This is a genomic window from Dorea hominis, assembly GCF_014287705.1.
GTDB classification, from domain to species: domain Bacteria; phylum Bacillota; class Clostridia; order Lachnospirales; family Lachnospiraceae; genus Dorea_D; species Dorea_D hominis.
On record NZ_JACOOY010000004.1, the window covers coordinates 159,182 to 172,514 of the forward strand.

Genomic DNA, 13,333 nt, shown 5'->3' on the forward strand with positions numbered 1-13,333 from the left:
TTTCTTTCTCTAAAGTGAAATATACACTATACATGGAGGTGTATGATATGGCTAAATCTAAGAAAATTGATAAAGACATGGGTTTTCGCCTGAAGAAAGCCAGATTAGACCAAAAGCTGACTTATGATGAGCTATCCGAAAAATCCGGTGTTTCATCAAGATATATTAAAGAGATTGAAAATCATGGCAATGTTCCAAGTCTTGAAAAACTCGGACAGCTCATTCGTGCTTTACACATCTCTGCCGATCCGTTTTTTTATCCGGCAGCTCCAACCGATAATCTGGATTACCAAAGGCTGCTGGTTTATCTTTCAGAATGTACGGACGATCAGATCACCACTATTCTTGCACTTGTGGAAGCCTATCTTCGTACATATAAAACCCATGAGACAGAATAGCAAAAAGATTTCGATTTTTTCTGGATTATTTCTGAATTATTCTGAAGAAAAACAGGGTGGTCAGCTTCCCGGTAAGCCATCCACCCCGTTTGAACTATTTTTCAGTATGCATAAGCAATTCTTTTACTTTATTTCTTTTTTTCAAAATTCCCAATCCTTCAAATATCTGTATCGCATCTATCATTCCCTGATAATACGCTCTTTGTTCTTCTTGAAAATGAGCATGATCCACAATATCCATATATTTTTCCAAAAGCTCCCTCTGTTCTCCTGAAATCTCTGCCAGCAACTTCTCATATTCCTGATTTGCCTTTTTTAATTCTTTAGCTGCATTTTTCGCCTCTTTTGTACAAACAGAATACTCACGCTCTCCTGCTTCGCTACGAAGCTCCTCCAATACCTCTGCCACCGTTTCAAATACTTCGTTCATTTTTGTATCCACCTTTCCATATAAGTATTGCATTTTGCAGGCAGTATTATCAGTCCTTGCATTATTTTCAACAACTTTATTCTCTTATACTTCATCTTTAGAAGTATATTATCAATAATATTCCGTAAAATCAATCATGTAACACTTCATCTTTAGAAAGTTGGTGTTTGAATGAAGATTTACTGGAATAAGGAAAATAATTCCAAGAACCTTATCGGACAACGTGTAAAAGCACTACGAATCGAAAAACATATGTCGCAAAAAGCATTAGCCGAACAACTGCAACTTGCCGGATATGAATTCAGTGATCTTACTGTACTTCGTATCGAACAAGGAACACGTTTTGTACCGGATTATGAAGTAGTTGCCCTTGCAGAATTTTTTCATGTATCTTGTGAATACCTCTTGGGTGTCAAAAACGAAAAATAAGCAGTGATCTGGATTATTTTCACAGACCACTGCTTAAATTTTTATTAAAGCGATACCCAACTCCCCATACTGTTTGTATGTAAATCGGTTTACTTGGGTTATCTTCTATTTTCTCACGTAGATTACGGATATGGCTCATGACGATGTTGTAATCGCCGGAATAGGATTCCTTCCAGACAATATCATAAATCTGCTCCTTGCTAAACACTCTACCTAGATTGTTGGCTAACAGATAGAGGATTTCAAATTCTGTAAATGTCAAATCTATTTCCTGTTTCTGCTTTCTTACCGAACGATTTATATTATCTATTTCTAATCCATTAAAACTCAAATTTGTTTTTGCATTTTCAATTACTTGAAATGCTCTTGCTCCCGTATTGACACAGGATATTATATGATTCAGGATTTCTTCCTCACTATCTTCAAATGTCAGTATTAACATTTTCCCATGTAATCACCTACTTTATTTTTTTATGCATAAACTTTTAACTAAAACAAATCTGCCGTACTGTGACATTTTTCTTTTACCATCACACAGCTAAAGATTATTCAATATTTAATTCAGTGTTTCCAGTGAAATTCTCACATTCAATGCCGATATAATTTCCACCATCAGGAAGTGTAATTGTATCACTATAAGTTCCGGTTGCTTCAATCAAAGTGACTGCTTCATCAGATCCAGAAATCCAAAATACCTTTGCAGTACCTTCCGTAATCTCCAAGGTGCAATCAATGGACACCTCCTTACCGGCTTCTCTCTTTATGGAAGTTCCTCCGAACAAATACTCTGTACCTGAAAAGTGCGCATAATCAGCCGTATAAGTCCCTGTATAATCATCAATTCCTTTTTCTTTTTCCCCTTGCAGTGACGATTTCCCTGTCAGTTCTATGGAGCCCGCAGACTGAACAATGTTATTGTAATGATTGAGAATTTCATCTTTTGAACAGCCAGCAAGCATAAAACTTCCCACAAGGACGAATGTTAATGCTAAAACTATTTTCTTCATAAAATCATCACCAGCCTTTCTTTGGTGCTACTTTTTTGGCCTTTTTCTTTGTTTGGGTCGCTTCTCGCTCTTTCATGCACAAAATCAAGATGGCAGAAATAACAACAGCAAGCACAAGACTGCAAGAACAGATTCCGATATTCCAGTTGACTGCGGTATCATAGCTACGGTAGCCTACCATTCCGAGACTGGCGGTAATCGGATAAAGGTTTGCTAATGTCATATTTCCTGCGGCAAACATCCCTCCATATCCATAGACAAAAGCAATGATTACACCGACTAAAAAGCTACCTGCCCTCCGACAAGTAAGAGCGATAATCGGTAGAACCGCAAGATATAAAAAGAAATTAACCGCCGTAATCTGCAAGGCTGCTTTTAGGGCTAAGGAAATCTCAAAGCCAGGAAATCCCACAATCATTTCTGCTATGATTGTAAACAGACTGCATATCAGCCCGAAAATAATAGACAGTACGCCGCACACAATCAATTTTCCGGTCAACAGTTTCTTAAAAGAGATCGGCACAGTCAGAATATTTTTCAATGTGTCATCCGTCTGCTCACGAGAAATCATATATCCAGCAATTAGGCTAATACACATCGGAAAAATCATGGACATATTGTTTTTGATGACCTGTTCTGTAAGATAGGCGAAATCCCAAACGGAACCATCATTCGCCATAGATGTAAACAACGTCAGCAGGACAGATAGGAGCATGAGTGCAACGCCCGCCCAAAGGATATGATACCTTTTCAATTTATAAAATTCTGTTTTTACAATGCGAACCATGTTTATTCCCCCCTCTGCTTATATAATCTGTCAATCAGTAAGAACGAAACGAATGCCATAATCCCAAGAATGAATACAACTTGAAATGTTGAGGGAATTAGCCCTGTCATTTGCTCCAAGTCCATTTTTATTCCATGAGCCGCCATATCTCCCGCACTCCAAAATGTAGTCAGTGGCGTGGGCAGAAGCCATAACATAGTTTTAGGCAGTGTGTCAAACAATGCCGTAGCACTCATGTTCAGAACGCTGTAAAAGACACACAACAAAATGGAAAAAACATAGGTCTTACTGAAAAAGACAACAAGGACAATCAACGGGAGTGTTCCTGCCGTAATGAAGATCCCCGTTTCAACCGCCAAAAACAGCTTATAACCAATTCCATAAACTTCTAATGTTCCAATTCCGCAAAGAATTGTTGCAATAGTAGAAGCCACGCAAAAAACAATTCCAAAGATAAAAAGGACAATAATCTTTGCAAGTACCATTTGCGTGCTGGTTACGGGAATTGTACGCAGATTTTTGAATGTATCGTTGTCGCGTTCCATAAAAAACAGAATAGCGGCAATCACTCCGATAATGCAGGGCAGTAAAAACTGGATACCATATCCCAACACCATGTTAAATAGTCCATCGAAAGCATCTGCCCGATCCGTATATCGCTCCATCATAGAGGGCGTTGTCATCAGATAAGTCAGCGGGATTGGAAACAGGAACGCAGCCAAAATAATCAGCGGAATAAATTTCTTCCGTTTCAATTTCAAAAATTCGCATTTGATTAGTTTAAGCAATTCCTTCGCCCCCTGTCACACGCTTGAAGTAATCTTCAAGACTTTCTTCACAGGTATGTGCTTCTGATACCTCCAATCCGTTTTCTACAAAAGCAGTTACAATTTTCCCCACGGGTAGCTCCATATTGTGTAGACGCAGATTGTGGTCGTCTTGTATGGAAAAATGGGTTTCATGGAAATTGCGTTCCAAAATTCTTGCCGCCTGTGCAGTATCAGAGAGCGTAAACCGGATATGTTTACTGCTTTTTTGCTCCAACTCAGCAAGGCTTTCTTCTTCCAGCAATGCACCGTGGTCAATAATTCCAATATCGTCAGCCAGCAAGGAAATCTCCGAAAGAATGTGACTGGAGATTAGAATGGTTTTTCCTCTTGTGTCGCAAAGCTCACGGATAAAGGATCGCACTTCTGCAATACCGATGGGATCGAGACCGTTGATCGGCTCATCCAAAATCAAAAGCTCCGGATCGTGCATGACTGCAAGGGCAATCGCCAACCGCTGCTTCATGCCAAGAGAGTATTGCGAAAACAGCTTTTTATCCTTGTAAGGTAGCCCGACCAAATCCAGAGCGTCTTTGATGGCATGATTGTTTGGTACTCCACGCAGGGTAGCAAAGATACGCAGGTTCTCCGTACCGGTCAGATTGGGATAAAAACCAGGGGACTCAATCAAACTGCCAATGCGGGGCAGCAACTTCTTTTCATTTCCTTGCAAAGACTTTCCCCAGATTTTGACCTCACCGGAAGTAGGCTTCGTTAAACCCAACAGCATTTTCATAGTTGTGGTTTTTCCGGCTCCGTTTCTACCCAACAGACCATAAATTCTCCCACGCTTCACATGGATATTTAAGTCAGCCACACTCTTTTGTGAGCCGTATTGCTTTGTCAGATTTTTTGTTTCAATGATATAATTTGTATCCATATTCAAAACCTCCTGTTCTGTAAGGTATTCTATCATGCCAACCTTGCATTAACCTTGCCGCAACCTTGCATTAACCTTGCAATTTGAAATCCAGTAAAATGACAAAGGCTCCCGCCATAAAGACGGGAACCCGCTTAACTCTCCAAAGGAAAAAGCAACATAAATTCAGTTCCTTTTCCCGGCAAACTTTCAACTGTTATACTTCCACCCATCTTTTCTACAAGCTGATGGACAATAGAAAGACCAAGTCCGCTGCCTTTTTCAGAGCGTCCTTTATCACACTTATAAAGCCGTTCAAATATGTGTTTCAAATCTTCTTTCTCAATTCCCACTCCATTATCCGCCAGCAGCAGCTCCATGCTGTTTTCCTTCTTCGATAGGGAGATTTTAATTTTGTCCGCATGGCTATGAGCGATGACATTTTGAATGAGATTATTGATGATTCTCATATAGCTGTCTATATCCAATCTTACCCGGACAGGCTGTTCGGAAATATCAATGTCATAATCAACCTGTTTATCCTCAAAAATCGGTATCCAGTCAATCAGGATATTCCTTGTAAACTCTGCGGCCTCAATGCTCTGAATTTCCAAAGCAAACTCGTTGGAATTTAACTTGAACCAGTCAAAAAGCACATCAATATATTCTTTCAGATCGTGGGCTTTCCGGCGAGCAGTTTCAATATAATCATCCCGGTCTTTTCCCGTGACAATACCTTTGTGTGCAGCATCAAGATACCCGATCAGAGTGGTAAGAGGCGTCCGAACATCGTGAGAAAGGCTCGTCATAAGCTGGCGGTTGGTTTCTTCCGTCTGTCGCACAGCAGAAAGCCTGCTTTCATAAGCCACAACGATCTCATTGATTTCATATGCAAGAGGGGCTGTTAGTTCATTTGTTGCAGACAAAATACGCCGATTGCCATTTCCATTTTTCACATCAACCAATGCATCGGTCATTTCTGCTATTTGTTTTTTTATACGCCGAACGAGAACGATGGAAGTCAATACAGCCACAACAGCAATCACAATGGACAAGAATACGATGATTTCCATGCTGACTACACCTCCTTGTTAAAGCGATAACCGATCCCTTTGACAGTTTGGATGTACTTTGGACTGGAGGGGTTGACTTCTAATTTTTTACGAAGCCGACTGATAATCGCCATAATGTTACTGTCATCATAGAAATATTCTTCACCCCATACTTCTTCATAAATCTGCTGCTTTGTTAAAATCCTTCCTTGATTTTTTACACAATAGAGCAGCAAATCAAATTCCTTTGGTGGAAGTTCAAAAGTGCCGTTTCCCGTAGTAACGGAACGATTTTCAAGGTCAATTTGTAATCCATCAAAATTCAGCTTTTGCATCGTTCCGGCTTGCTGATTAAAGCGAGTGTAACGGCGAATGAGGGACACAATACGGGCAATCAGCTCATCCATATCAAACGGCTTTGTCAGATAATCGTCCGCTCCCGCCCGTAACCCCCGCACCTTAGAAATGCTGTCATTTTTGGATGTGAACATTAAAATTGGCAAACTATGCTCTTTGCGGATTTCTTCCAGTGTTTCAAACCCATCCATACCGGGCATCATCACATCCAGTATTACAAGCTGATATTCCTGCTCTTTTAATTTCTGCAAGCCCTCTTTTCCGGTATTACAAAAATCGGCTGCTATATTTTCCGTTTGTACGCTGCGCTTAATTAAGGCACACAGTTCTCTGTCATCATCTATAATCAAAATTCTATTCATGGTACAATTCTCTCCCTTGTTTTGTCCGACCATCCACAGGTTTTTATACTGATTTTGATATCAGCCAAACCATTCCCATCTTTACAGGTCCTGGAATACGTCCACCAGAGCAAAAATAATTTATCCAACGAGGTGTTACTCCCCATTTTGCACTAGCTTCTTTTAATATCATATAATCCATATCCATTCCTCCGAATATTATTATAATTCGTTCTTTCGAATAATACAATCATATGCCTTCTACATTGGCACATCCTTCGGGAGTGCATGAAAGGATACCTAGCAAACACTTCCTATGTCATGACACAGACGAAATTTCCCACACTTTCCTAACGTCTGTACGATTAAATTTCCATAGGAAAGTCTTCCTGGCATTCTTCTGATTTTCTTCAATTTTCCGCTAGAATAGCTTGACTTTTCACGCCGTCTGTATCATTAGTTAAATTTTTTCATGTATCTTGTGAATATCTCTTGGGTGTTAAAAAGGAAAAATAAGCAGTGATCTGGAATATTTTCACAAACCACTGCTTAAATTTTTATTAAAGCGATACCCAACTCCCCACACTGTCTGTATGTACATTGGTTTACTTGGATTATCTTCTATTTTCTCACGTAGGTTACGGATATGACTCATAACAATATTATAATCGCCAAAATATGGTTCTTTCCAGACACAATCGTAAATCTGCTCTTTACTGAACACTATTCCGGCATTTTGTGCTAATAGCAATAAGATTTCAAATTCTGTATAAGTCAACTCAATCTCATTATCTTCCCGAACCACAATCCGCTTATGTTCATCAATGCGAAGTCCATCAAATATCAGTTTTCGTTTATTGACAATCTGCTGTCGTAAGACTTCTGTTTCCTCATTCAAACATGATAAAATATTGTTGATAATATGTTCTTCGTTATCTTCCAAGGACAAAATCAGCAACTTCCCAAAAGCACCACCTTCCTTTATACTTTCTATGATTGTAAACACACTACACCACTTAACAACTCTTTATTGTAGTAAGTTGATAGACTGCTGTGCAACGGCTTTTTTCTTTTATCATCGTCCGGCACTTTGATAACAAACTATTCTTCTTTCTGAGGGGTATAATACAATTCAAATGTTACATAAATATCCGATGTAACTTTGCTTCCGACAGAAAATCAGGCTGAATTGTTACAAATCTCGTATATTTTAAAGAAATCGGATAAAGTTGAAAATCAGCGAAGCAGCATTTATTAATTACTCCGCTGATTTACTGCTATTCTTCCCGTATGGCAGGCAAAATTTCCGCTTTCTTTAATTCAACTTTGGCATATGCTACAAAAATCAGATAAATACCTCCCATAACAGCAACAAGCGCTATGAGGAACAGCCACGGCAATTTCAACGAAATACAATGGTTTACTGCATAGGTTAATTCAATCTCTTTACCTTCACGAACCACAATTCGCTTCGGGTCATCTACACAAAGTCCATTAAAGCAAATATTTCCATTATAAGTCGCCCCATACTGTACAATTTTCGTTTCGTCATCTAAATATAATAAAATGCGTTCTAACATATCTTCTTCATTATCGTTAACTGTCAAAATTAAAACTCTCCCAAATAACCACCTCTTTTCGGCATCTGTAATTAATATTTATATTGATGCGCCTTCAACACTTCATAATTCAAGAATAATACTAAGTCTATTAGGTTGAACTTTTGCAGCAATACTTGCCAAAGAATTTCAACAAGCGTCTTAACTACCGCAAATCCTAATCATGTACTTCTATCATGTCGTGATTTATCACCTGACTTTCAACACATATGAATTCTTCAAAATTTATTCGAAACTTCCCATTATTTCTATAATCTGCTTTATCTTCCATGATTTAAGTATTCCAAACGAAAGGAATATGCATATCACCACTGTTCCCATTGCCACAACTAAAAATTCTGTATAAGCAAAACGAAACTCATGCCCGAATGCCCGCATATCTGACACTTCATACAAATATTTCAATACTGGATGTGAAAATACAAATGCTGTTAAAACAGCCACCAATCCTAATATCAGATTTTCAAACAGCATCACTCTCTTTATCATTGCCACACTCATTCCTATTGCACGTAGCATACAGATCTCTCTGGTCCTTTTTTGCATACGATATCTGAAATTATTGATTATGTTGATCATTACCAATATAAACACGATAATAGAAATCCCATAAATATACACCATCTGTTTACGATAGAACATTTCATTTTGTTTCTTTTCCGTAATCAAGCTGCGTGTTGATATATCAGAATTTTCACTGCCAATCCGAATCAACTGTTGCTCTAAAAAATCCTGTTGGGATAAATCTGTATCCGTATCCCCATCACAGTACATGCATTGAATTCCGCTTTCTGGAGCGATTTTTTGTACATACTGGTCAGCGGTAATCAATAACGGATACTGTATTTTATTACAGTCAAACATATAAGGAAACGATACAATAGCTTTCACCCTATAAGTTTTATAAATATATTCTGCATCATAATCTTCAAGTGTTTCATATTCATTGGAATTAGTTTTCAAATCTTTCCTGTATTTTATTGAAATCTCATCACCTACATGATACTCCATTAAAGGTATTCCCTCTTTGTAAAATCCCGGCATCTCATTATTTTTTGTATCATCTATCCGAAGAACAGACAAGATTACTTCATCTTCTCCTATATCATCCGGATTAAAACTACCTTCAATCACATATTCCTGAAGTGCTTTTAATGCAGCTGAATTATATCCCATTAACATAGATTTATAAATCTGATTTTTCCCATCATAGCCACTTTTTCCATAACCATACAATTCCTCCAGTGCTTCATTACGTTCATTATAATATGTGTCATTCCTTTCTATACCGTCTTCATCAATCACACGAATTGGAAGTCCTGAACTTGTCTTAACAGCCTTTATCCCTTCAAGATTCTCTATTTTTTCTACGTTTTGTCTGGATATCCCGGCTCTTACATCATCAAAATACAGCATTGTCAAAGCATACTCACCATTCAGGTAATACATTTCCCTAGTATCTTCACGGTACAATTTCAAAATTTTTGCTTTATAAGCAAGTCCCGTAAATAACGTTATTCCTAAACAGATGGTTAATATCACAAAACCACTTGTTTTTAAGTCTTTCATGATATATTTGCAACTCATCCGAAACAATGTACCCATTTTGCCGTGAGCATTCTGTATATAGAAAAGACGTTTTCCCGCCTCTGTTTCTTTCCCTACTATTGTATCTATGACAGAATACTGTGTAACCTTTTTTCCAAGTAAATACCCAAGCACACTGATAAAAAGAAAGATAACAACGACACATTCAATAATCTGCCAGGCTGGTATTATCATTCTGAACTTCACTGTTTCATTACAAAGATAAACCTCTGTGCTTCTGTCACCGGATACGAACAAAACCAACCAGGCTACACCAAGTCCGCCCAGTATTCCAATGGGTACACTTACACAATAAATATCATACAATTCCAACAATATCATTTTATAGAGCTGTTTTCTTTTCATACCGATTGCTCTTAATATTCCATACTGTTGTACTCTTGATAACACAGCAATGCGATATATACCGTAAAATGCCACCATGCAAATCACCAGAAGAACACTAATGATTCCCACATCAATCAAATGAAGCTCACCCAGCTTCTCTCTTGCAGGACACTCTTTGATTTGCTCCCTTGAAACTCCCAGCTTCTTTTGCAGAGTTTTTACTTGGCTTTCATAATTCACAGAGTCCTGAAACCGTAAATAAGCTAGGTAGGTATCTGTACTGTTATTCTCCATGACCGTATATAAGTCTAACAGACCATATTTTTTGTTTCCATATGAATCCGATAAAATTCCCACCAGCTTAAACTTTTTTTCTTTCCCCGTTTCCTCGTTGATTACATTGACTTCCTGATTGATAACTGGTTCGATACCCAGATTTAACAGTACCCATCTCTCAGCGACAATTTCCCCTGTTTTTTCAGGCAGCCTGCCATCCGTAATCTTTGTCATCATCGTAATTGCCGTATCATCATTTTTTGTCAATAACACCCTTTGCCCATTACGTCCATAAAGATCATGCATTCCCTGTTGCAGTGCAATCCACTTAATTTGAGGATCATTCCGAAGCAGATTTATCTGCCATTCTGACAAATCATCCACATAACAATCAGATGGGGTAAACTCTGTTTTCAACTGTATATTCTCTATTTTACGATTTGTGTGTAGCAAAACCAGCATGACTGTCAATAAAACAAAAGTTAATGTAAAACTAAAAAAAATGGTCAGCGTATTTTTCTTACAATTTCTTATAAAATATCTATGTAGCCTAATTTCTTTTTCGCTGTTCATTATTTTTCCACCTACCTTGTTACGATTTTTCCATCCTCAATTCTCAGAATTCGGTCAGCAAGCTGTGCAATTTCTTCATTATGAGTAATCATAATAATCGTCTGGTTAAATCTACTACTTGTAACTTTCAATAAGCCCATTACATCCTGGCTGGTTTTCGAATCAAGATTTCCTGTCGGTTCATCTGCAAGCACTATGGCCGGTTTCGTAGCCAATGCTCTTGCAATTGCTACTCTTTGCTGCTGCCCACCGGATAATTTGCTAGGAATGAAATTTAACTTCTCCCTAATGCCAAGGATCTGTGTAATTTCTAATATATACTCTTCATCAACTTTTCTACCATCCAGTTTCAATGGAAGTATAATATTTTCCCAAATATTAAGCATCTGGATTAAATTGTATTGCTGGAATATAAATCCTATTTTCCTACGTCGAAAAACAGTCAGCTCATCATCGGATAACTCTTGTATTTTTTTCTGATCAACAATAATTTTCCCACTGGTAGGAACATCCAGTCCCCCAACCATATTTAAGAATGTCGTTTTTCCACTTCCCGATGAACCGACAATTGCCACAAACTCTCCTCTTTGCACAGTCAGATTAATCCCATCAAGCGCATTCACTTGTGTCTCGCCAATACCATATACTTTTCTCAAATCTTTTACTTTCAAGATTTCCACTGTCGTCCATCCTTTCCCATAAAAAATAGTCTGTATCTTTCTACATACAGACTATACCATACTATTCTCACAAACCAGTCTCCACAATCTCTCACTTTTGAGATATTTCTTTTTTCATAAAAAAAACTGAAAATGTACTTCCCTTCCCCACTTCTGATGCGACTTTAATATATCCATTTTGTGCTTTCATAATCTCTCTTGCTAAATATAACCCAATCCCAACACCGGATCTATCGCCTACCATTTTAGAACGGTAAAATCTTGAAAATACATTCGCCTGCTCTGTTTCTGATATTCCGATTCCAGTATCTGTAACATCCACCCTGACAAAGGAATTATATGCTATAACACGGATTATAACATCTCCTCCATAAGGAGTATACTTGATTGCATTGTCTACAACATTTGCTATTGCTTCAATTGCCCACTTTATATCAAACGCTGCTGTTTCATCCGTATCAGGCACTTCAAAATGTATCTCTTTCCTAGATGCGATTGCCTGAAACTGAATTTTTATCGCATCAAATATGTATTGCAGGGGCTGCTTTTTGATATTTATATGGATGATTCCTGTCTCTAACCGGGATAATTTTACTAACGATTCAATCAAAAAATCCAATTTTTCTGCTTGTTCCCTGATTGCAGCTAATTCATTTTTAATTTCCTGCTTTTCCTCAAGAGTCTGCATATCTATCCATTCTTCCAAAAGTTGTGAATACAACACAATATTAGAAATTGGTAGAACCGACTGATGAGAAATATCTGATATATGTACCTGTATTTGCTCTTGTTCTTTCTTTAAAGCACTGACGGCCACTTCATGGTCACAAAGATAACGCCACATATTATTTTCAATTTGAGATATTCTGGATTCATTCAAATGTTTCTCCTGAAATTTTCCAGAGATTGCATCATCTAACATACTTTGAATTTTTTCAGCAACTCTCTTCTCACGCTTCATAAAATAAATTACTATGGTCAAGCAAATACCAACTGAAAATATAAGCAAAACCATCAGAGCAACAATCCATATTTTCTTATTCATAACTTCTCCGCTCGTCCTAAAAGATTAAATTCTCGCCCAAGTGTATCCAACTCCATATACAGTCTTAATACATTCCGAATCATTTCCAAGTTTGTTCCGCAAACGGTTTACTACGACTGTAAGAGCGTGTTCTTCGACATATTCCGTATCTCCTTGCCAAATATAATCAATCAACTGACTACGGCTTAGATTCTTACCCTTATTCTCAATGAAACACCGGAGCAATTTTTGTTCTGTTTTACTCAATTCTAAAACAGTGTTTCCCTTTGTAAACTCCATTTTTCCAAAGTCGAAGCAAAAATCACCATTCTTATACACATCTTCTGAAATCTTCTCATTTCTTAATTGTACATTAACTCTGGCTCGTAAAACCATCAGACTAAAAGGTTTTGTAATATAATCATTTGCTCCCAATTCCAAGCCAGAAACTATATCCATTTCCATCTTATTTGCTGTAAGAAGTATAATTGGAATAGTTTCTGTTTTACGAATTTCTATCATAAAATCTATACCATTTCCATCCGGCATATTTATATCCAATATAATTAGATCTATTGACTGCTCTTTATATATGTCTGAAGCTGACTGAAGTGAAAAAGCCTGCAAACAAAAGAACTCATTCCTTAACGCTAACTTGATCCCATCATTCAATTTATTATCATCTTCAACAATAAGTATTTTTTTCATATATTCTTGTAACTCCCATCTGTATTACATC

Annotated in this window: 17 protein-coding genes; 2 read left to right on the forward strand and 15 right to left on the reverse strand. The window is 37.6% G+C overall.

Features of this window, described 5'->3' with window-relative positions; all coding sequences use genetic code 11:
- Nucleotides 1-47: 47 nt before the first annotated feature.
- Nucleotides 48-398, forward strand: a complete 351-nt coding sequence (locus H8S07_RS04450) for a helix-turn-helix domain-containing protein (RefSeq protein ID WP_171029199.1) — start codon at nt 48-50, stop codon at nt 396-398.
- Between the two features lie 94 nt (nt 399-492).
- On the opposite strand, the gene H8S07_RS04455 is transcribed toward H8S07_RS04450, so the two are convergent.
- Entirely contained in the window at nt 493-828 is a 336-nt protein-coding gene (locus tag H8S07_RS04455; RefSeq protein WP_186855516.1) for a hypothetical protein, read from the reverse strand.
- A gap of 171 nt (nt 829-999) precedes the next feature.
- Between H8S07_RS04455 and H8S07_RS04460 the strand changes: the two genes are divergently transcribed.
- On the forward strand, nt 1,000-1,257 hold the full coding sequence (locus H8S07_RS04460) for a helix-turn-helix domain-containing protein (RefSeq protein WP_186855517.1): 258 nt from the start codon (nt 1,000-1,002) through the stop codon (nt 1,255-1,257).
- A 19-nt stretch (nt 1,258-1,276) separates the two neighbouring features.
- On the opposite strand, the gene H8S07_RS04465 is transcribed toward H8S07_RS04460, so the two are convergent.
- The 14 genes from H8S07_RS04465 to H8S07_RS04530 all read right to left on the reverse strand — a co-directional run bounded on the left by H8S07_RS04465 (nt 1,277) and on the right by H8S07_RS04530 (nt 13,302).
- The gene (locus H8S07_RS04465) at nt 1,277-1,699 is read right to left on the reverse strand and encodes a winged helix-turn-helix domain-containing protein (RefSeq protein WP_186855518.1); all 423 of its coding nucleotides are present in this window, start codon (nt 1,697-1,699) and stop codon (nt 1,277-1,279) included.
- A gap of 103 nt (nt 1,700-1,802) precedes the next feature.
- Nucleotides 1,803-2,264 carry a membrane lipoprotein lipid attachment site-containing protein gene (locus tag H8S07_RS04470; RefSeq protein WP_186855519.1) on the reverse strand — a complete coding sequence of 154 codons (462 nt, stop codon included), beginning with the start codon at nt 2,262-2,264 and terminating at the stop codon, nt 1,803-1,805.
- Between the two features lie 7 nt (nt 2,265-2,271).
- Nucleotides 2,272-3,051, reverse strand: coding sequence for an ABC transporter permease (locus tag H8S07_RS04475; RefSeq protein ID WP_186855520.1), 780 nt, complete (start codon nt 3,049-3,051; stop codon nt 2,272-2,274).
- A gap of 2 nt (nt 3,052-3,053) precedes the next feature.
- The gene (locus tag H8S07_RS04480; RefSeq protein ID WP_024738632.1) at nt 3,054-3,839 is read right to left on the reverse strand and encodes an ABC transporter permease; all 786 of its coding nucleotides are present in this window, start codon (nt 3,837-3,839) and stop codon (nt 3,054-3,056) included.
- A complete protein-coding gene (locus H8S07_RS04485) occupies nt 3,832-4,758 on the reverse strand; it encodes an ABC transporter ATP-binding protein (RefSeq protein WP_005341684.1) in 927 nt (308 codons plus the stop codon). The genes H8S07_RS04480 and H8S07_RS04485 overlap by 8 nt, the downstream gene beginning before the upstream one ends.
- A 134-nt stretch (nt 4,759-4,892) precedes the next feature.
- Nucleotides 4,893-5,810 carry a sensor histidine kinase gene (locus H8S07_RS04490; RefSeq protein WP_117638879.1) on the reverse strand — a complete coding sequence of 306 codons (918 nt, stop codon included), beginning with the start codon at nt 5,808-5,810 and terminating at the stop codon, nt 4,893-4,895.
- 5 nt (nt 5,811-5,815) lie between these two features.
- Nucleotides 5,816-6,508: a response regulator transcription factor gene (locus H8S07_RS04495; protein WP_110102441.1), complete on the reverse strand. Its 693-nt coding sequence runs from the start codon at nt 6,506-6,508 to the stop codon at nt 5,816-5,818.
- A 43-nt stretch (nt 6,509-6,551) separates the two neighbouring features.
- Nucleotides 6,552-6,689 (reverse strand): DNA-binding protein, encoded by a 138-nt coding sequence (locus tag H8S07_RS04500; protein WP_186855521.1) that lies wholly within the window; start codon nt 6,687-6,689, stop codon nt 6,552-6,554.
- Nucleotides 6,690-7,022: 333 nt separating this feature from the next.
- Complete coding sequence (locus H8S07_RS04505; RefSeq protein ID WP_330598512.1) at nt 7,023-7,493, reverse strand: winged helix-turn-helix domain-containing protein; 471 nt, start codon at nt 7,491-7,493, stop codon at nt 7,023-7,025.
- A 271-nt stretch (nt 7,494-7,764) separates the two neighbouring features.
- On the reverse strand, nt 7,765-8,094 hold the full coding sequence (locus H8S07_RS04510) for a hypothetical protein (RefSeq protein ID WP_186855557.1): 330 nt from the start codon (nt 8,092-8,094) through the stop codon (nt 7,765-7,767).
- Between the two features lie 237 nt (nt 8,095-8,331).
- The gene (locus H8S07_RS04515) at nt 8,332-10,734 is read right to left on the reverse strand and encodes an ABC transporter permease (protein ID WP_186855522.1); all 2,403 of its coding nucleotides are present in this window, start codon (nt 10,732-10,734) and stop codon (nt 8,332-8,334) included.
- A gap of 167 nt (nt 10,735-10,901) precedes the next feature.
- Nucleotides 10,902-11,570 carry an ABC transporter ATP-binding protein gene (locus H8S07_RS04520; RefSeq protein ID WP_186855523.1) on the reverse strand — a complete coding sequence of 223 codons (669 nt, stop codon included), beginning with the start codon at nt 11,568-11,570 and terminating at the stop codon, nt 10,902-10,904.
- Between the two features lie 91 nt (nt 11,571-11,661).
- On the reverse strand, nt 11,662-12,615 hold the full coding sequence (locus tag H8S07_RS04525; protein ID WP_186855524.1) for a sensor histidine kinase: 954 nt from the start codon (nt 12,613-12,615) through the stop codon (nt 11,662-11,664).
- A 24-nt stretch (nt 12,616-12,639) separates the two neighbouring features.
- Nucleotides 12,640-13,302 carry a response regulator transcription factor gene (locus H8S07_RS04530; RefSeq protein ID WP_186855525.1) on the reverse strand — a complete coding sequence of 221 codons (663 nt, stop codon included), beginning with the start codon at nt 13,300-13,302 and terminating at the stop codon, nt 12,640-12,642.
- Nucleotides 13,303-13,333: the final 31 nt, after the last annotated feature.

Bases quoted from the DNA above. Each gene is read 5' to 3' on its own strand.
- H8S07_RS04450 (WP_171029199.1), top strand. From the start codon at position 48: ATGGCTAAATCTAAGAAAATTGATAAAGACATGGGTTTTCGCCTGAAG.
- H8S07_RS04455 (WP_186855516.1), bottom strand. From the start codon at position 828: ATGAACGAAGTATTTGAAACGGTGGCAGAGGTATTGGAGGAGCTTCGT.
- H8S07_RS04460 (WP_186855517.1), top strand. From the start codon at position 1,000: ATGAAGATTTACTGGAATAAGGAAAATAATTCCAAGAACCTTATCGGA.
- H8S07_RS04465 (WP_186855518.1), bottom strand. From the start codon at position 1,699: ATGTTAATACTGACATTTGAAGATAGTGAGGAAGAAATCCTGAATCAT.
- H8S07_RS04470 (WP_186855519.1), bottom strand. From the start codon at position 2,264: ATGAAGAAAATAGTTTTAGCATTAACATTCGTCCTTGTGGGAAGTTTT.
- H8S07_RS04475 (WP_186855520.1), bottom strand. From the start codon at position 3,051: ATGGTTCGCATTGTAAAAACAGAATTTTATAAATTGAAAAGGTATCAT.
- H8S07_RS04485 (WP_005341684.1), bottom strand. From the start codon at position 4,758: ATGGATACAAATTATATCATTGAAACAAAAAATCTGACAAAGCAATAC.
- H8S07_RS04490 (WP_117638879.1), bottom strand. From the start codon at position 5,810: ATGGAAATCATCGTATTCTTGTCCATTGTGATTGCTGTTGTGGCTGTA.
- H8S07_RS04495 (WP_110102441.1), bottom strand. From the start codon at position 6,508: ATGAATAGAATTTTGATTATAGATGATGACAGAGAACTGTGTGCCTTA.
- H8S07_RS04500 (WP_186855521.1), bottom strand. From the start codon at position 6,689: ATGGATTATATGATATTAAAAGAAGCTAGTGCAAAATGGGGAGTAACA.
- H8S07_RS04525 (WP_186855524.1), bottom strand. From the start codon at position 12,615: ATGAATAAGAAAATATGGATTGTTGCTCTGATGGTTTTGCTTATATTT.
- H8S07_RS04530 (WP_186855525.1), bottom strand. From the start codon at position 13,302: ATGAAAAAAATACTTATTGTTGAAGATGATAATAAATTGAATGATGGG.